Raw genomic sequence first — 16,854 nt, forward strand, 5'->3', positions numbered from 1 at the left:
TTCCTCTCACGCGGGCGGTGGGCGGCCGCCGGAAAAAAGTCCCGAGAAAAATCCGGAGTCGTGTCGAACGGGCCGTCACCCGTTCGACGCGTGGTCAGAGAGCAAGAAGACCAGCATCCGGAAGGACAGCCGCCATGGCCGCCGCACAGATCCCCGCCACCGGCACCACCACCGACACCGACACCACCGCCGCGGGAACCGGCACCGGCACCACGGACGCCGCCGGCCGTCACGGTGCCCCGCACGGCACCCCCCGCGGTTCTTCCCGCGGCACCGCCCGCAAGGTCCTGTGGACCCTGCAGATCCTCATCGCGCTGTTCCTGGTCGTCGCCTCCGCCCTGCCCAAGCTCGTCGGCGAGCAGAACGCGGTGGAGACCTTCGAGCTGATCGGCTGGGGTCAGTGGTTCCGGTACGTGACCGGCGTCGTCGAGCTCGCGGGCGGGATCGGCCTGCTGATCCCGCGGCTGGCCGGGGCCGCGGCGACCGGACTCATCGGCCTGATGGCCGGCGCCGCCCTGACCCAGATCCTGGTGATCGAGCCCGCCTGGGCCCTGCTCCCGGTCGCGTTCGGCGCCGTGCTCGCGCTCGTCGCCCGGGACCGCCGGGAGCAGACCCGCGCCCTGGTCCGGTCCCTGTCCCTGAGCCGCTCGCGGCGGCGCTGATCTCCCGGACGGAAAGGCGGAAGGCTCCGGATCCGGCCGGAACGCCGGGTCTCCGAGCCCCGCCGGATCATCGGATCCGCCCCTTCACCGGCCTCCTCCGGCGGAAGAACGGCCCGTGCGCCCCGAGGGCGCACGGGCCGTCCGGCTCCTCCCGGACCCGCCCCGGCACAGGGCCGGTTCCCTCCCGCGTGACGGGCCGGATCGGGTGGTCTCAACGGCGTCCGTGGTGCTTGTGCTTGCCGTAACCGCCGTAGTTCCCGTAGCCGCCGTAGCCGTGGTCGCGGTCGTATCCTCCGTAGTTCCCGTAACCGCCGTACTTGTTCTTGTGCTTGCCGTAACCGCCGTAACCGCCGTAACCATAGCCGCCGTGGTTCCCGTAACCGCCGTAACCGTAGCCGCCGTGGTTCCCGTAACCGCCGTAACCGTAGCCGCCGTGGTTCCCGTAACCCCCGTACTTGTTCTTGTGCTTGCCGTAACCGCCGTGGTTCCCGTAGCCGCCGTGGTTCCCGTAACCACCCTGGGAGTAGCCGGAGCCTCCGTAGGGGTACGGGTGGTCGCTGTCGGCCAGAGCCCCGCCGTGCCCGGCGAGTCCGAGGGCCGCGACGGCGCCCGCGACCACTGCGGCACGCCGAATCTTCATGATCATTACGATTGCCCCCTTTGCGGCCCACGATCGGTGGACACCACAGATCACCAGGAGGGACGCCGCGCGATCAGCCTCCGGGACCGGACACGGTCGACGCCCCAGGCTGAGGGCCGCTCTCCCAGCCAGCCTATGCTCACAGGCCCCGTCGGCCGTCGCAGAAAACCCATATGTCTACAAGGGCAGCAAATGATGATTTGGCATCGGGCACTGCTCTCCCACGACGGTGTGCGAGGATTCATGGCTGTGTCCCGACGATCACCCGGCTCGGGCGACGGAGCCTCCGGGTTCCGCCTCGGACGGATCGACGGGAACGGACAGGTCTCAACGGGTCGGGTCCGCTGACGGGTACCGAAACTCTGGGAGAAGAACATCGTGAAGCACCGGGCCCTCGCCGCAGGCGCCGTACTCACCGCATTCGCCGTGTCCACCGCGACGACCGCCGCACTCGCCGGGCCCGCGCAGGCCGTACCGGCTCGGAGCACGTCCGCGCAGGCCGAATCAGCGCAGGTCGTATCCGAGCAGGCCGTACCCGCCCGGAGCGCGCCCGCGCAGGCCGCGCCGGCTCCGCTGACCGGCGGGGGCGTCTACCTCGGCTACGGCAGCGGCGTCCGCCTGGTGACGGAGAGCGGACGGGCCCTCTGGACCGACCGCTCCGGCTACGGGCAGTTCTCCGTCTCCCCCGACGGCCGGAAGGTCGCCTGGATCGACGGCAGGGGGCGCCTGCACGTCTCCGTTCCCGCCGCCGGCACCGGGAAGGCCTCCGACAAGGTCGTCGCCCGAGGAGCGGCCTCCGGCGGTCCCTGCCTGACCCCCGCCTGGTCGGCCGACTCCCGGCGGATCGCCTTCCCTCTGGCCGGCCAGGCCGACAGGCTGACCGTCGCGGTGGTCGGCGCGGACGGCAGGGGCCTGGACAAGGTCGGCGCGACCCTCGGCGTCTGCCACCTGACCTGGTCCGCCGACGGCCGCACCCTCGCCGGATACGCCGGGACCACCGAGGGCGTCCACCTCCTGGACACCGCCTCCCGCACCTCCCGGCGGGTCCCCGGCATCAGGCTGGCCAACCACGTGGCGGGCCTGTCCCCCGACGGCCGCCGAGTCGTGGTGCACGCGATCGGCCCGGACGACGCCGCCGGAGACGGCTCCTGGCCGACGGAGTTCACCCCGTCGGTGTACGACACGCGGACCGGGAAGAAGATCGCCCTCCCGGTCCGGGGCAGGCTGATCGGCGCCCTGTACCTGCGCGACGGCCGCCTGGCCGTCCGGGTCGCGGGCCGGACCGCCAACACGCTGATGGTCCTCTCCCCCTCCGGCAAGCGCCTGCAGACCCTGTCCGAGAAGCCCCGCAACAGGCGGCTGGGCCTCCTCCAGGTGCGCTGACGGGAACAGCCGTACCGGTGCCACCGGTACGGCTCACACCCCCGGCGAGGCCCCCGACTTCATCGAGCGGCCGGGGGCGGAGCGTCCCGGACGGCGTCCCCGGCGGCGCGGTCACGGTTCCCCGTAGAGCTCCGCCAGGTCCACGAGCAGGACGTCGGAGTCGCTCCGGGCGGCGAGGGCCCGCAGCTCGTCGGTGAATCCCGCGCCGCTGAAGCAGGCGAGCCGGGTCGGGGCCGTGTCGTAGCGGTCCCCGCGGGCGATGAGGGAGCGGACGTGCCTCAGCCGGTCCAGGTGCCCCATCCCCATGACGTCGTTCCACTTCGCCTCGCCGATCAGCAGCAGCGGTGCCTTCCGTCCGTCACCGATGCCGGCCACCGCGACGTCGACCTCGTGACCGGTACGGCGGGCCGCGTCGTTGACGACGCCGTGCCCGACCCGCGCGGGCAGGCCGCCCAGGAGGTCGGGATCGGCGTGGTGCGACGCCCAGTCCCGGAAGACGTCCGCGTCGCGGTGGAGCAGCCCGGCGTCCTCCAGGACGTTGATCGGATGCGCGATGTCCGCGGCCTTCCGCTCCAGATATCCGGCCATGCCGCTGCGGGTGGCGTTGCCCTCGGCCACCGCCGCGAGCACCGAATGGTACAGGGTGGTGTCCCGCAGGTCCGGCTCCTCCGCCAGCAGGTATCTCGCCTCGCGGAACAGGGGGCTCTCCGGGCTCAGTACGGTGCGGACCACCCAGTCGTCGAAGTCCTCCGGCCCGCTCGGACTGTCTCCCCGGGCGAACTCCTTGCGGTAGGCGGGCGTGCCGCCGACGATCGCGTTCACCCGCAGCGCCAGGTGCGGGTCGGTGATCTCCCAGAACCGGGCGGCGAGCCGGTGGTCCAGCGTGCGCACGACCAGTTCGAGACCGGCCCGGCCGCGCAGCGGGGCGTTTCCGGCGAGCAGCTTCCCCATGGAGGAGAGCGCGGATCCGCAGAGCAGCAGCCGCGTCCGCGACTCGGAGCGCTCCCGGCGCAGCGGGCGGAGCTGATCCGGAAGCTCAACGAGGGCGGCGGCCTGCCGTCGACGCGCGGGGACTCGTCCGCCTCCCCGGCGAGCTGGAGGACTCCGAGCTCGCTGGGAGTGATGGTTACATGCGGTGCAGATCCGTGCTGTCGATGACGAAGAACGCGTCGTGCCCGTGGCAGCCTGCGGGTGGTGGGTACCTGGCATAGGCCGGATGATCCGGGCGGATCCACGATCCGCCTCCGCTCACCGTGTCTCCGTCGAGGATCTGCTCTCCCGCGGGGGTGGTGACGCCCCGCCTGCCGTCTGGAGCGCGCAGTGGCACGGTGTTCTCGGGCCACACCGGGATGACGGTTTGTTCCGGCGGATGTTCGGCGGTGATCATGACTAGGCAGGAGCCGTCCTCGATCCACTTCAGGCGCGCGTTCAGCGGCATCATCTGGCTTCCGCGGCGGTTGGCGTGCACGAGGATGATCGGGTCGGTGCCGATTGCCGCAAGGGAGGGAGTGGGTGGTGTTGCGGTGTTGCCGCTGGCTTGACCGTCGGACGTGCAGGCGGTCAATGCCGTGATGCCGGCCAGCATGGCAGCCAGGGTCGCATGTCTCATTGTGGGCTCATCTCTGGCAAGGGTGCTGGGCCACACCAGTCCGTCGGACGGGCAGGCACGGCCCAGCGGCGGAGCTATCGGGTCCAGACGTAGTAACTGGCCCCGTTGTAGTAGCGGTTCACAGGCGTGAAGGCGCACCGGGGGATGCCCTCGGCGTCGTAGAGGTATCCGGTCAGAACCCCGTACGCCTCCCCGCCGTTCCGGTGGAAGGGCCCCCCGCTGTCGCCCCGGAAGCAGTTGTCGAGATCCTCTGCCGGGATGGTCGTCCTTACCAGGCCACCAGTCAGGTCCCCGTCATCCTGGTTGATCGCGGTGACGGTGCCGCAGCTTCGCCCAGTCCGGAACCCGAACTTGCACACCGCATCCCCCACCTTGGGACCTGAGGATCTGGCGTCAGCGTACTTCTTCTGACCCCAGTCCCAGTAGAAGGTGCGGGTGGGCTTGAGCTCCGTGCCGTGATCGAAGAAGCCGACGTCGCCGCCGTTTCCGATGTAGCTCCACCTGCCGGTGACGGTGGTGCAGTCACCGTCGCCGGACTGGTTGCAGTAGGTCCTCTGCCCGCCAGGCGACACGCAGTGCCCGGCTGAGCCGAGCCGCTTGGTGGTGCCGCTTGCGGAGATCAGGTTGAAGCTGGTGGTGCACTGCTGCGAGTCGATGTTGCCGCCTCCGCGGATCCACTCGTCATAGGCGCCGCCAAGCCGCTCTGCGGCCGCGATGGACACGTTGACCTTGATGGCGGGGTTCGCCGCCGTCAGTGACGCCAGAGATGATTGCAGCGTGTCGTCAGTCAACGCTGATGGTGCATCCGCCGAGCGCGTCACAATACCCCCGACCCCTTGCTTCGGGTCATACCAGGTACTCACCGCCTTCACGCCGGGCATGCGCCGCAGGGCGCGGTCGATTCGAGCCTGGGCCTTGGGCAGCTCAACCTCGGCATAGCCGAGATTGCCGCGCAACTCGACTTTGCCGGGGAGAGTCTTGGCCAGCCGGACGGCCTGGTCCGGGACCGCGCCCTTGAAGCCGATCCAGGCGCCGCCTCCGTCCTCGTTGGTGAAGCCAGAGAGCTGATCGGGGAAGGCGGCTTTCAGCTGGTCTGCGACCCGGTCGCCGTAGCGCTGGTAGCTGTACCGTTCGATCGATTCTTCTAGAGTGATCTTCATGGACTCGGCCATCCCCTCCAGATCGTTGATCTGCGAGGCCGACAGGTCGTCGATCATGACATCGGGGATGTCCACCGGGCCGTCCACCCAGTTGGCGGTCGCGGAACGCTCGGTCTTGGCCTTCTCGTCGATGTAGGAGTGGATCGCCTGCTGCAGGGTGATTCCCTGGGCGGCCGCTTCCTGCTTGAGCCGGTCGAGGGTGGGGCGATGAACTTCCGGCTGCTGCTCGACGGCAAGCACCACCGTCTCGGTGGAATCAGGAGAAGCCTGAGCGGGTGATGTCATTGCGATTGGGGTCAGCACCGTGAAAGCCGCCAAGGTGCTGCAGAGGCCGGCCGATAACCGGCGCCGATATGCCACCTATTTACCTCCATGATCGAATAGGCGCGCGACGCCGTAAGTCAACATGATCAATTGATGCGGAGTAAGACTTGACTTCGACATTCCCGAGAGCGGTCCGCGCCGTAAGCGGACTGCCACCCTCCGCGCTCTCCGTCTCGCCGAAGAGACTTGCTTCCACGGCGATCCGTGACGCACTGCTCGGCCGGGCGTGGATGCCGCCCGATCCGGCACCGGCGACGGTCCGTGGCCCTTCACGGCTGAAAGCGGCCACATACCGCGATCACACAGCACCGGAATGCACTGGACGTGAATGCTTGCGGACGCCCCTCTGCGACGGACCGCCGCAGCCGGATCTCTCGTACCGCCCGTCCGCCGCCATGGCCCGACCTCCAGAGTGCTTTCCGAGGCGCGCGACCGGGACGCGGAATGAAACCGTCGCATTCAAGAGCGACCAAACTCGCATGCAACGAAAGGGGATTTTTGATCGGGAGAATCCTCCGCTCGTGCTCGTCGATGCAGGTGTGCCACGCCGCAAAGTCGGTGGAGCCGAGGTAATGCGCGAACAGCTCGGCCACCTGTTGAAGGCTGTACAGAGACCGACCGTCTACATCCAGATCGTCGACCCGGAGCGTCTGACGGGCCTGCTGAGCGCTTTCATGATCGATGAGCTTCCCAACGGACAACCCGATGCAGTTCAGGTGGATTCTTCCGCCACAGGACAGGTCACGACCGAAGATGAAACCGTGAACGCGATCTGGAAGCGCTATGAGGCGATCCGGCGGTGGGCCTATCCTGATCTCATATCCGCCAAAATGATCGGGGAAGCGAGACGGGAATGGATCTGAACGCTGCCGCGTGGCGGAAGTCCTCGCAATCCGGAGACAACGGCGGCCAGTGCGTCGAGGTCGCCGACAATCTGCCCGGGGTGGTCGCGGTTCGCGACAGCAAGGACCCGGACGGTCCCAAGCTGCTCTTCACCCCCGCCGAATGGCGTGCATTCGTCGGCGGCGTCAAGTCCGGCGAGTTCGACTCCGTCGGCTGACGGCTCCACGGGTCCGGGTCACGTCGCGGCGACCGCTTCGGGCGTGACCGCTCCGTGGACCCGCTGGAGATATTCCACGGCGTGCTCCGTAGCCGGGTCGTGGTTCAGCCGGTCGCGGTAGAAGTGGAGGCGGCCCTCGCAGTCATCGATGATCTCGCTCCAAGTCCTCGCCCAGATACGGACGCCGTTCTTCCACTCGGCGATGCACCCGGGCGGGCGGTTCGGCGCACTCGCGTCCTCTCTGACGACGTCGTCCATCTCGGTGGAGACCACCCAGAAATCCCAAGCCACCCGGGCGTCATGGAACTGCGGGTCACCGACGACGGCCTTGGCGTAGCTCTTGATCTGCGCGACCTCCACCTGACCGATCTTGACCTTGGGTGCTTTGAGCTGGACCACCAGGTGCTCCCGCCCGGAGCTTCCCCGATGCGCCCGGCCCAGTAGGAGGTCGATGATGCCCTTTTTGCCGTCCTCGCGGCGCACCGGGTCGAGCCGGCCGTTCTCCGGCTCACGGCCCAGCTCCCTGAGATGCCGTTTGAGCACCGTGTCCAGGCTCTGGTCGCTGACCATCAGCGCGTAGGCGTCACCGAAGATCCACGTCTCACGCTCCAGGATCTTGTGGAGCTCGCTCCGTTCCCTGACCGTCCTGCTGATCTCCGGCTCGAAGACGAGCTTTTTCAGCGCGGCGAGGAAGTCGAGCCGATCGGTCACCTGGCCCGTCGCTTTGATCACTTCGGAGAGGCTGGTCCGCTGGAGGATGCGCTTGAGCTCCTCCTGCTCCGACTGGGGCAGCCGGAAGAGTTCGTCCAGCACGGGGTAGAGTCCGCTCGGATCACGGGAGATGACCTCCCTGAGCAGCCGCAGGGTGGTCTTCTTGCTCTGCGTCGCCCCTGGCAGCCGGCGGGCGATCCTGGTCGCCACCTCGTCGAACATCTCTCGCTCGACCGCCTGTGCGGGCTCGGCCGGCTTTCCCGAGTAGGGGTACACCCCCTCGGTCCTCCACTCCTGGATCAGCCGGACCCGGCGCTCCTGGTCGCGTCTCCTGAAATGGGCCCGGAGCGTTTCCCTGGCGAGCTCCAGCAGCGGGCCGATCTCGTCCATCTCCGCCAGCCGCAGATCGTTTCTGCGTTCGGCGAAGCCGTCCCAGAGCAGGTAGGCCGTGAAGTGGTAGCCGGGTGCCTGGATGCCCGGTGAGGGTTCGTCCAGGACGATGCCGTCGGTGTCGCAGAGGGCGAGCACCCGGCCGACGTCCTTCGGCCATTCGATGACACGGAGCAGCGGTTCGGCGTATCCCGCCGAGTCCGGCCAGGACAGCGGATATTCGGCCATGTCGGTCCAGACGGTGGCCGGGTCGAGCGGCATGCCCTGGTAGACGATCCGCACGTCGGGGTTGGCCGTCAGGAACGGCGCGAACGTCGAGGCGAGTTGCTGGGCCGTGTCGTCCTGGGTGAGGCGGTTCACGAAATCCGCCGGGACCGACGCCTCCACCCGCGTTCCGTACGGCAGCCGGACGACTTCCGGTTCGGAGATGCCGAAGTCCACGGGACGGTCGACGGCACCGCTGATGACCGCGCGTTCGATCCGCCCGTCGGCCGCCTCCGCGACAGTGATCCACCGGACCTGCTCGCCCAGTGCGAACGCACGGAGCCTGCCCTGCCCGCTCCGCCCGTGCAAGCCGCGTTCGAGCTCGGGCGAGACCTTGGCGGACATCTTCCATGATCCGCCCAGACCGCCGAAGTAGTCCGCGCAGGACGCGTTCGGCATCCCGTGGCCGTCATCGGTGACGCTGACCGATTCGACGCCGTCCAGTTCGTTGATCTCCAGATCGACGGTGACGAGCGTCGCCTCCGCGTCCAGCGCGTTCCAGATCATCTCCACGACCGCACCCACCGGATCCTTCTGGCGGGCGAGCCGCAGCAGGTGATCAGGTTCGGCCTCGATGTGAACGGTGCCCATCCGGCCACTATCCCAGTCGACCTGCGGAACCGTACGGAAGATCAACAGAACGGACCCGGCCTCTCCTCCCGGGGCCGGGCCCGCCGTACGGCCCGCCACCGGCGCGGCCGGTGAGCCGAGCCGTACGGCGGAAGGCCATGGTCGCGTCATGGCCGGTCAGGCGGGACGCTGCCACGATTCCTTGAGCGTGCCGAGCCGCCAGGGCGTCATCTTGAGCACGGTGATGCGTTCGTCCCGGTGGTCCTGCCCGCCCAGGATGCGCGGGTCGTAACCGAGCGGCTCGTCGGCGCTCGCGAACAGGTCCCACACCTTCTTCCGCGTCTCCTCGTCGCCGGCGAAGGCCGCGTCGCACTCGGCCACCGCCACCTCCTGGGCCGGGTCCCAGTACGAGCACGACACGTACGGATGGCGTGACAGGTGCGCCACCTTGAGCGGGGTGGGCCGGGTGAACGCCCATCCGACGACGCCTTCGCCGGTCCGCTCCCAGTACGGGTGCATGACGCGCGAGCGCGGCCGACCGCGGCCGTCCACGGTGGCCAGCGTGCACCACACGATGCGGTGCGCGATCCTCACGAACTCGTCGAGGAGTCCGGCGGGCGGGACGATAGGATGCACAACCATGGTTGTGCATCCTAGTGCGGAGAACCTCGACCTGTCTCTGGTGGCCCTGTTCGCCGGCTGGGCTATGACCGACGAGGTGCACCGCCGCTTGACCGACGAGGGCTTCGGCGACCTGCGCTTCAACGACGGCGTGGTCATCCAGCACCTCCTGCGCGAACCGCTGTCCGTCACCGCCCTGGCCCGGTGCATGGGCGTCACCCAGCAGGCGGCGTCCAAGGCCGTCACCGACATGGAGCGCCGCGGCCTGCTCACCCGCGAGCCGGCCCCCGGCGACGCCCGCACCCGCCTCCTCCGCCTGACGCCGCACGGCGCGGCCGCCGTCGAGGCGGCCCGCGCCCACCGCGCCGCGCTGGACGCCGAGCTGGCGGAGCGGTTCGGCGCGGACCGGATCGCCGAGACCCGCGCGCTGCTCGCGGCCGTCCTGTCCCACCTCGACCGCGATGACGCCGTCCGCAACCGCAGAGTCCGCCCGCCCGCCTGAACGGCGGGTCAGGCCGTGCCGTAGAGGGCGTCGACCTCGTGGGCGTACCGGTCCAGCACGTAGTGACGCCGGACCTTCTGCGTGGGGGTGAGCTCCCTGCCGACGGTGAAGACGCCCTCCAGGAGGCGGAAGCGCTTGACCGCCTCGGCCCGCGACACCGCCCGGTTTGCCACGTCGACGGCCTCCTGGATCGTGCGCAGCAGGTCGGGGTCGTCACGCAGCTCGGAGAGCTCCGCCTCCGGCGGTTTGCCGTGGTCGTGCTTCCAGCGCGGGAAGGACTCCGGATCCACCGTGACCAGAGCGCCCACGTACGGCCGGCCCTCCCCCACGACGACGCACTGGTCGACGAGCCAGTGGGCGCGCAGACGGTCCTCGATGACCGCCGGGGCGACGTTCTTGCCGGAGGCGGTGACGATGATCTCCTTCTTGCGGCCGGTGACGCGTACGAACCCGTCGGCGTCCAGCTCGCCGAGGTCGCCGGTGCGCAGCCAGCCGTCGGCGTCGAACGCCTCGGCGGTGGCCTCCGGGTTGCGCCAGTACCCTCGGAACACGTTCGGTCCCTTGAGCAGGAGCTCCCCGTCGGGCGCCACCCGTACGGCGTAGCCGGGCAGCGGCGGGCCCACGGTGCCCATGCGCGGCCGGGCGGGCGGGTTGAGCGTGTGCCCGGACGTGCTCTCGGTCAGCCCCCAGCCCTCCACCACGGTGATCCCCGCACCGCGCATGAAATGGCCCAGCCGGACGCCGAGGGGGGCGGCGCCGCTGACGGCGTGACGTGCCCGGCCGCCCATGGCGGCGCGCAGCTTGGCGTACACCAGCCGGTCGAACACCGCCCGCCGGAGCCGCAGGAACGGGCCCGGACCGCCTCGGTCGAGCGCTCGGCTGTAGGCCACGGCGGTGTCGGCGGCCATCGCGAACAGCTTCCCGTGCCCCTCGCTCTCGGCCTTGAGCAGCGCGGCGTTGTAGGCCTTCTCCAGCACCCGGGGCACGATGAGCATGAGGGTGGGCCGGAAGGCCCGCAGTTCGGCCGGGACGTCCTTCATGTCGGGGCTGTATCCGACGAGTACGCCCCGGTGCAGGGCGGCCAGCTGGACGGCGCGCGCGAAGACGTGGGCCAGCGGCAGGAACAGCAGGACCGAGGCGTTCTCGTGCAGGACCAACTCGCCGACGCCCTCGACGCGCGTCACGTTCCGCACCTCCGCCACCAGGTTCGCATGGGTGATCATGCAGCCCTTCGCGGGACCGGTGGTGCCCGAGGTGTAGACGATCGTGGCGAGATCCCCGGCGGTCAGCTCCCGGCGGCGCGACTCGACCTCGGCGACCGGGACCCCGAACCCCGGCTCGATCACCTCGCCGAGCCGGTCCAGGTGCCACACCTGCCGCACGGCGGAGGGCTCGGCCTGCCGTACCACCGCCTCGCACCGGTCGTCGCCGGCGAACACCGCCACGGCGCCCGAGTCGGCGAAGATCCACCCGACCTGGTCCGCCGACGAGGTCTCGTAGATCGGTACGGTCACCGCCCCCGCCGCCCAGATCGCGAAGTCGCACAGCGCCCACTCCAGCCGGGTCGCCGACATCAGCGCCACCCGGTCCCCGGGCCGGACCCCCGCGGCGATCAGCCCCCGCGCCAGGGACACGACCTGCTCGGCGAGCTCCCCCCAGGTGAGCGGCGTCCAGACTCCGGCCGCCTTGCGGCTCACCGCGGCGCGGTCCGGCCACCGGGACGCCTGCGCGAAGACGTCGTCCAGCGCCGTGCCCGCGTCCCGGGCGTCCTCGCCGGAGACCGCCGGAGGCGTCCGCCACTCACCCACCCCAGAGGAACGCTGCATGTCTCCAGCTTGCTCCGCCCCCGGCTCCGGAGTCAGGGACCGCGGACCCGGAATGGGGAGCAGTTGGACCTCTGTTGGGCCGGGAATGCCGCTCCCGGCGTCCCTCGCCGGTACGGCTTCCGCCCTCCGGGGGCGGTTACCATACCGGATTCTTCGTGGCCGTGAGCATCACGAACAGATGTCCCGGCGCGATTCACCGGGGGAAACGTCCCATGCTCGCCCCCAATGGGCGCATACTGGGAAAGATGAAATCGTCCCACGCCGCGACCCGGCGCATCCTGCCTGGCAGTCCCTTCAACCGCACCATCGTGCCGCCGCCCCCCGTCGAGCAGTACGCCCTGAACGACCGCGTGAGCCACGACAAGTACGGCCTCGGCGTGGTCATCGGAGTCGAGGACGAGCTCGCCGTGCTCGTCGACTTCGGCCCCGAGCAGCGGCGGATCACCACGCCGTTCGCCAAGATGACCCGGCTCTGAGCCCACCGACACCACCGTCCACCGACACCCACCGGGAGTCCACCGACACCCGGCGGCGGGTCCGGTGACGCGTCCGCCGACGCGTCCGGGACACGCCCACCGACGACGACGGAGGCCCGCACGCCGGCGTGCCTCCACCCCGCCCCGGACGCATGCGTCCCGGAAGGCCCGACCCGCCCAGGACGCATGCGTCACCGGAAGGTCCAGGCACATGAGTCCTCACGGAGCCCGGACGACGAGCCGGAAGAAGACGAGGAAGACCCGCGCAAACGAAATCGGCCCGCCGATCAGGCGGGCCGATTCCGGATCCGCCGGTGGACCGGCGGGATGGTGCGCCGCCAGGGACTCGAACCCCGGACCCGCTGATTAAGAGTCAGCTGCTCTAACCAACTGAGCTAGCGGCGCGTGAAGCACTTGAAGAGTAGCGCATCCGCGGGCGTGCTTCGAAATCGGCGGGTTCGACCCGCTAGGCTAGAACAACATTCGGTTCTGCCCGGGAGCACACATGTGGTTCGCCTCGCCCGCCGACGTCCGTGAGCGTCTCGCCGCCGTCGACTACCTCCCCGACGACGCCATCGCGACCTCGGTCTTCCTCGCCGCCGCGCTCGGCAAGCCCCTGCTCGCCGAGGGACCCGCGGGCGTGGGCAAGACCCAGCTGGCCAAGGCCGTCGCCGCCGTCACCGGGGCGCGGCTCGTCCGCCTCCAGTGCTACGAGGGCCTGGACGAGGCCCGCGCCCTGTACGAGTGGAACTACAAGAAGCAGCTCCTGCGCATCCAGGCCGCGGGCGGCCAGGACTGGGACACCACCCACGACGACATCTTCACCGAGGAGTTCCTGCTGGAGCGGCCGCTGCTCTCGGCCATCCGCTCCGAGACCCCCACGGTCCTGCTGATCGACGAGACGGACAAGGCCGACGTCGAGGTCGAGGGACTGCTGCTGGAGATCCTCTCCGACTTCCAGGTCACCATCCCCGAGCTGGGCACGATCACCGCCGTGCGCAGGCCGTACGTCGTGCTGACCTCCAACGCGACCCGCGAGCTGTCGGAGGCGCTCAAGCGGCGCTGCCTCTACCTGCACCTGGAGTACCCGTCGCCGGAGCGCGAGCGGGACATCGTGCTGGCCCAGGTGCCCGCGATCGAGGCGGGCCTGGCCGAGCAGCTCGCCCGCACGGTCGCCACGCTGCGCACCCTGGAGCTGAAGAAGTCCCCTTCGATCGCCGAGACGATCGACTGGGCCAACACCCTGCTCGCGCTGGGCCGGACCGAGCTGGACGAGGAGACGACCGGCGCGACCCTCGGCGTGGTCCTCAAGCACGCCTCCGACCAGCAGCGGGCCCGCAAGGAGCTCGGGCTGTGAACCGGATCGCGGACCGGGCCGGTCAGGCTGTGAACCGGATCGCGAGCCGGGCCAGGCTCCCGGAGGCCCCCCACCGAACGGCGCCTCCGCACGGAACGATCGCCCCCCGCCGCACCACGGCCCCGCGGCCGGGAGAGGCGGCGCGGTGAGCCTGCTGGACCGGCATGTCGGTTTCGTGCACGCGCTGCGCGAGGCGGGGCTGCCCGTGTCGCCCGCCGAGGGGCTGGACGCGGCGCGGGCGCTGCAGGTGATCGACCTGACCGAGCGGGAGTCGCTGCGCGCCGCCTACGCGGCGACGCTGGTCAAGCGACCCTCGCACCGGCCCGGCTTCGACACGCTGTTCGACCTGTGGTTCCCCGCCTCCACCACCGGTCTGTACGGCTCCCGCCCCGCCGCCGGACCCGATCCGCGGACCGCCGGGGTCCCCGAGCTGCGGGACCGGCTGGCCGAGCTGCTGCTGGAGGCGGGCGAGCGGCCCGGAGAGCTGGACGCGTTCGCCCGGGAGATGGTCGAGCGGTTCGGCCGCCAGCCCGCGAGTCCCGGCCGGCAGAACTGGTTCTCCTACCCGGTGCTGCGGGCCCTGTCCCCCGAGACCCTGATGGCCCGCCTGCTCGCCGAGGTCCTGGCCGGGGCCGAGCGCGGCGGCCTGGCCGAGAAGGTCGCCCGCGAGCGCGTCACCCGCGGCATCCGGCGGTTCGAGGAGGCCGTCTCCACCGACGTCCGGCGCCGCATCGCCGAGGAGTCGGGGATCGAGCGGATCGCGCGCTCCGCCGTACGGCCCCCGCTGGAGCAGGTGGACTTCCTCCGGACCACCAAGGCCGACCTGGCCAGGCTGCGCCGGGAGGTGCACCCGCTCGCCCGCCGCCTGGCCGCGCGGCTGACCGTCAAGCACCGGCTGGGGCACCGCGGCCGGCTGGACTTCCGCCGCACGGTCCGGGCCTCGCTGTCCACCGGCGGCGTCCCGCTGACCACCCACCTCAAGCCGCGCCGCCCGCACAAGCCCGAGCTCGTCGTACTCTGCGACGTCAGCGACTCGGTCGCCTCCTTCGCCCACTTCACGCTGCTGCTGACCTACGCGCTGCGCGAGCAGTTCACCAAGGTCCGCGCGTTCGGCTTCGTGGACACCGTGGACGAGATCACCCGCTTCTTCGTCCCCGGCGCCGACGTGGCCGAGGCGATGACCCGGCTGGCCCGGGAGGCCGACATGGTGCGGTTCGGCCGCACCGACTACGGCCGCGCGTTCGAGCGCTTCGCCGAGCGGTACGGCGACGCCGTCGGGCCGAAGACCTCGCTGCTGATCCTGGGCGACGCCCGGTCCAACTACCAGCCGCCCGCCCTGGAGACCCTGAGGCGCCTGAGCGCCGGTGCCCGGCACGCCTACTGGCTCAACCCCGAGCCGGTCGCCCAGTGGGACACCGGGGACTCCTCGGCGACGGCCTACGGCGGGATCGTCCCGATGTACGAGTGCCGGAACGTCGTCCAGCTCTCGGCCTTCATCGAGGAACTCGCCTGAGGGCGGCCCGAGGGGGCACCGGCCGTCCGGCGTCCCCTCTCCCCGTTCTCCCCGCGGCCTGCCGACGGGAGAACCGGGGGTCACCCGCCGAGCCCCGCGACGCCGCCCGCCGCCGTCTCAGTAGCGGAAGCCGGAGACCAGCTGGTGCAGCCGGGTCGACAGCCCGGCCAGCTCGGCCGCGGCCCGCCGGCTCTCGCCCACGCCCCCCGGCGGTGACCTGGGCGGCGTCGGCCAGCACCGCGATGTTGGCCGCGATGTCGGCGCTGCCCTGGGCCGCGTCGGCCACGCTGCGGTTCATCTCGTTGGTGGTGGCGGTCTGCTCCTCCACCGCGCTGGCGATGGTCAGCTGGTAGTCGTTGATCCTGCTGATGATCGAGCTGATCTCGGCGATGGCCGTCACCGCGCTCTCGGTGTCGGCCTGGATCGCCTCGACCCGCTTGGAGATGTCCTCGGTCGCCTTGGCCGTTTCCTGCGCCAGGTCCTTGACCTCACCGGCCACGACCGCGAAGCCCTTGCCCGCGTCCCCGGCCCGCGCCGCCTCGATGGTGGCGTTCAGCGCCAGCAGGTTGGTCTGCTCGGCGATGCTCGTGATGGTCTTGATCACGCTGCCGATCTCCGCCGACGAGGCGCCGAGCTTGGCGACGGTCTCGTTGGTCGACTCCGCCACCTCGACCGCCTGCGCGGCGACCCTGGCGCCCTCGCCGGCGTTGTGCGCGATCTCCCGGATCGACGACCCCATCTCCTCCGAGCCCGCCGAGACGGTCTGCACGTTCTGCGAGACCTGGCCGGCCGCCCCCGCGACGTTGCTAGCCTGAGCCGACGCCTCGTCGGCCGAGGCGGCGATCCGGTCGCTGACCGCCGACAGCTCGGTCGAGCTGGCGGCCAGCGTGTCGGCGTTCTCCGCCAGCGCCTCGATGGTCCGCCGGACGGCGTCGTTGGCCTGGTTGACCGCGACCGCCATCGCACCGGCCTCGTCCCGCGAGGTGATCTCGGCCTTCTGGGTGAGGTCGCCCCGGGCCGTGGCGTCCAGCACCCGGGAGACGGCGTTCAGGGCGCGGACGATCTGGCGGGCCGCCACCCGGGACAGGGCCAGGGCGAGCAGCAGGCCCACCGTCACCAGCGTCAGGATGAGGACCCGGGAGCTCTCGTACTCGTCGATCGCCGTGGCGGCGACCGTCTCGGCGTTGCTCGTCTCGAACGTCGTCAGGTTGTCCATCGCGGCGGTGAAGGCCTTCATGACCTTGTCGAACTGGGCGAGCGCCTCCGGAGTGAGGTCCTGGGGGTCGCCCGTGGACTGCGTGCCGGAGACGTAGGACAGGTAGGCCTGCCACGCCTCGTCGAAGGCGGCGACGTGCCTGCGCGCCTCGGGATCGTCGGAGGCGACGGCCTTGTAGGCCTCGAACGCCCGGCCGATCCCTTCGAAGTCCTCGTTCAGCTGCTGCGCGAGCTGCGCCTTGGCCGCCGGGTCCGTGACGGTGTACATGGTGCTGGAGTTGAGAAGCAGGTCGGTCATGTGGCCGCGGGCCTCGCCCAGGTGGGACAGGCGCTGGACGTTGCCCTGCCGGAGCGCCTGCAGGTCGCCGCTCAGGTCGCCCATGCGGCTCAGCGCCACGAAGCTGACGCCGGCGCCCATGAGCGCCACGACGAACACGGTGATCATGATCTTGGCGCTGATGCGGCGGTCGGCGAACCAGCCGAGCACCGGGTTGCGGTGCACGGTCACCACGGGCCGTGCGGTGTCTGCGGAGAGGTCGGTCACGTCGGATCCTTCCATAGCGGGACCGGG

Annotated in this window: 16 protein-coding genes and 1 tRNA gene; 8 read left to right on the plus strand and 9 right to left on the minus strand. The window is 70.5% G+C overall.

Annotated features, from left to right (window positions below; genetic code table 11):
• Window positions 1–134 precede the first annotated feature (134 nt).
• Window positions 135–662, plus strand: a complete 528-nt coding sequence (locus HS048_RS31120; protein ID WP_196469639.1) for a DoxX family protein — start codon at window positions 135–137, stop codon at window positions 660–662.
• A gap of 211 nt (window positions 663–873) precedes the next feature.
• Here HS048_RS31120 and HS048_RS31125 read toward each other — a convergent pair whose 3' ends face one another.
• Window positions 874–1,302 carry a hypothetical protein gene (locus HS048_RS31125; RefSeq protein WP_196469640.1) on the minus strand — a complete coding sequence of 143 codons (429 nt, stop codon included), beginning with the start codon at window positions 1,300–1,302 and terminating at the stop codon, window positions 874–876.
• Window positions 1,303–1,680: 378 nt separating this feature from the next.
• On the opposite strand from HS048_RS31125, the gene HS048_RS31130 reads away from it, so the two are divergent.
• Window positions 1,681–2,685, plus strand: a complete 1,005-nt coding sequence (locus HS048_RS31130) for a hypothetical protein (protein ID WP_196469641.1) — start codon at window positions 1,681–1,683, stop codon at window positions 2,683–2,685.
• 111 nt (window positions 2,686–2,796) lie between these two features.
• On the opposite strand, the gene HS048_RS31135 is transcribed toward HS048_RS31130, so the two are convergent.
• The 3 genes from HS048_RS31135 to HS048_RS31145 all read right to left on the minus strand — a co-directional run bounded on the left by HS048_RS31135 (window position 2,797) and on the right by HS048_RS31145 (window position 5,814).
• Window positions 2,797–3,636, minus strand: a complete 840-nt coding sequence (locus HS048_RS31135; protein ID WP_230882387.1) for an ATP-binding protein — start codon at window positions 3,634–3,636, stop codon at window positions 2,797–2,799.
• Between the two features lie 175 nt (window positions 3,637–3,811).
• Window positions 3,812–4,270, minus strand: a complete 459-nt coding sequence (locus HS048_RS31140; protein ID WP_196469642.1) for a hypothetical protein — start codon at window positions 4,268–4,270, stop codon at window positions 3,812–3,814.
• A 98-nt stretch (window positions 4,271–4,368) separates the two neighbouring features.
• The gene (locus HS048_RS31145) at window positions 4,369–5,814 is read right to left on the minus strand and encodes a S1 family peptidase (protein ID WP_196469643.1); all 1,446 of its coding nucleotides are present in this window, start codon (window positions 5,812–5,814) and stop codon (window positions 4,369–4,371) included.
• A gap of 443 nt (window positions 5,815–6,257) precedes the next feature.
• On the opposite strand from HS048_RS31145, the gene HS048_RS31150 reads away from it, so the two are divergent.
• Together HS048_RS31150 and HS048_RS31155 are read left to right on the plus strand one after the other, a co-directional pair.
• Complete coding sequence (locus HS048_RS31150; RefSeq protein WP_196469644.1) at window positions 6,258–6,641, plus strand: Scr1 family TA system antitoxin-like transcriptional regulator; 384 nt, start codon at window positions 6,258–6,260, stop codon at window positions 6,639–6,641.
• Window positions 6,632–6,838 (plus strand): DUF397 domain-containing protein, encoded by a 207-nt coding sequence (locus HS048_RS31155; protein WP_196469645.1) that lies wholly within the window; start codon window positions 6,632–6,634, stop codon window positions 6,836–6,838. The genes HS048_RS31150 and HS048_RS31155 overlap by 10 nt, the downstream gene beginning before the upstream one ends.
• An 18-nt stretch (window positions 6,839–6,856) precedes the next feature.
• Here the strand turns inward: HS048_RS31155 and HS048_RS31160 are convergent, their stop codons facing one another.
• Together HS048_RS31160 and HS048_RS31165 are read right to left on the minus strand one after the other, a co-directional pair.
• The gene (locus HS048_RS31160) at window positions 6,857–8,794 is read right to left on the minus strand and encodes an ATP-binding protein (RefSeq protein ID WP_196469646.1); all 1,938 of its coding nucleotides are present in this window, start codon (window positions 8,792–8,794) and stop codon (window positions 6,857–6,859) included.
• A gap of 156 nt (window positions 8,795–8,950) precedes the next feature.
• Window positions 8,951–9,415, minus strand: a complete 465-nt coding sequence (locus tag HS048_RS31165; protein ID WP_068903325.1) for a pyridoxamine 5'-phosphate oxidase family protein — start codon at window positions 9,413–9,415, stop codon at window positions 8,951–8,953.
• On the opposite strand from HS048_RS31165, the gene HS048_RS31170 reads away from it, so the two are divergent.
• Window positions 9,414–9,896 carry a MarR family winged helix-turn-helix transcriptional regulator gene (locus HS048_RS31170; RefSeq protein ID WP_068903324.1) on the plus strand — a complete coding sequence of 161 codons (483 nt, stop codon included), beginning with the start codon at window positions 9,414–9,416 and terminating at the stop codon, window positions 9,894–9,896. The two genes, HS048_RS31165 and HS048_RS31170, sit on opposite strands and share 2 nt — an antisense overlap.
• Before the next feature lie 8 nt (window positions 9,897–9,904).
• Here the strand turns inward: HS048_RS31170 and HS048_RS31175 are convergent, their stop codons facing one another.
• Window positions 9,905–11,722: a long-chain fatty acid--CoA ligase gene (locus tag HS048_RS31175; protein WP_196469647.1), complete on the minus strand. Its 1,818-nt coding sequence runs from the start codon at window positions 11,720–11,722 to the stop codon at window positions 9,905–9,907.
• A gap of 245 nt (window positions 11,723–11,967) precedes the next feature.
• On the opposite strand from HS048_RS31175, the gene HS048_RS31180 reads away from it, so the two are divergent.
• Window positions 11,968–12,198: a hypothetical protein gene (locus HS048_RS31180; RefSeq protein WP_196469648.1), complete on the plus strand. Its 231-nt coding sequence runs from the start codon at window positions 11,968–11,970 to the stop codon at window positions 12,196–12,198.
• A 328-nt stretch (window positions 12,199–12,526) separates the two neighbouring features.
• Here HS048_RS31180 and HS048_RS31185 read toward each other — a convergent pair.
• Window positions 12,527–12,603, minus strand: a tRNA-Lys gene (locus HS048_RS31185).
• A gap of 100 nt (window positions 12,604–12,703) precedes the next feature.
• Here HS048_RS31185 and HS048_RS31190 point away from each other — a divergent pair.
• Both HS048_RS31190 and HS048_RS31195 read left to right on the plus strand, forming a co-directional pair.
• Window positions 12,704–13,555 carry a MoxR family ATPase gene (locus HS048_RS31190; protein ID WP_068903321.1) on the plus strand — a complete coding sequence of 284 codons (852 nt, stop codon included), beginning with the start codon at window positions 12,704–12,706 and terminating at the stop codon, window positions 13,553–13,555.
• Window positions 13,556–13,700: 145 nt separating this feature from the next.
• Complete coding sequence (locus HS048_RS31195; RefSeq protein ID WP_196469649.1) at window positions 13,701–15,068, plus strand: VWA domain-containing protein; 1,368 nt, start codon at window positions 13,701–13,703, stop codon at window positions 15,066–15,068.
• On the opposite strand, the gene HS048_RS31200 is transcribed toward HS048_RS31195, so the two are convergent.
• Window positions 15,049–16,827, minus strand: a complete 1,779-nt coding sequence (locus HS048_RS31200) for a methyl-accepting chemotaxis protein (RefSeq protein ID WP_196469650.1) — start codon at window positions 16,825–16,827, stop codon at window positions 15,049–15,051. The two genes, HS048_RS31195 and HS048_RS31200, sit on opposite strands and share 20 nt — an antisense overlap.
• Between the last annotated feature and the right edge of the window lie 27 nt (window positions 16,828–16,854).

The organism is Planomonospora sp. ID91781 (assembly GCF_015711595.1).
GTDB lineage: Bacteria > Actinomycetota > Actinomycetes > Streptosporangiales > Streptosporangiaceae > Planomonospora > Planomonospora parontospora.

Bases quoted from the DNA above. Each gene is read 5' to 3' on its own strand.
- HS048_RS31175 (WP_196469647.1), bottom strand. From the start codon at position 11,722: ATGCAGCGTTCCTCTGGGGTGGGTGAGTGGCGGACGCCTCCGGCGGTC.
- HS048_RS31160 (WP_196469646.1), bottom strand. From the start codon at position 8,794: ATGGGCACCGTTCACATCGAGGCCGAACCTGATCACCTGCTGCGGCTC.
- HS048_RS31125 (WP_196469640.1), bottom strand. From the start codon at position 1,302: ATGAAGATTCGGCGTGCCGCAGTGGTCGCGGGCGCCGTCGCGGCCCTC.
- HS048_RS31165 (WP_068903325.1), bottom strand. From the start codon at position 9,415: ATGGTTGTGCATCCTATCGTCCCGCCCGCCGGACTCCTCGACGAGTTC.
- HS048_RS31135 (WP_230882387.1), bottom strand. From the start codon at position 3,636: ATGGGGAAGCTGCTCGCCGGAAACGCCCCGCTGCGCGGCCGGGCCGGT.
- HS048_RS31190 (WP_068903321.1), top strand. From the start codon at position 12,704: ATGTGGTTCGCCTCGCCCGCCGACGTCCGTGAGCGTCTCGCCGCCGTC.
- HS048_RS31170 (WP_068903324.1), top strand. From the start codon at position 9,414: ATGGTTGTGCATCCTAGTGCGGAGAACCTCGACCTGTCTCTGGTGGCC.
- HS048_RS31140 (WP_196469642.1), bottom strand. From the start codon at position 4,270: ATGCTGGCCGGCATCACGGCATTGACCGCCTGCACGTCCGACGGTCAA.
- HS048_RS31180 (WP_196469648.1), top strand. From the start codon at position 11,968: ATGAAATCGTCCCACGCCGCGACCCGGCGCATCCTGCCTGGCAGTCCC.
- HS048_RS31155 (WP_196469645.1), top strand. From the start codon at position 6,632: ATGGATCTGAACGCTGCCGCGTGGCGGAAGTCCTCGCAATCCGGAGAC.
- HS048_RS31150 (WP_196469644.1), top strand. From the start codon at position 6,258: ATGCAACGAAAGGGGATTTTTGATCGGGAGAATCCTCCGCTCGTGCTC.
- HS048_RS31120 (WP_196469639.1), top strand. From the start codon at position 135: ATGGCCGCCGCACAGATCCCCGCCACCGGCACCACCACCGACACCGAC.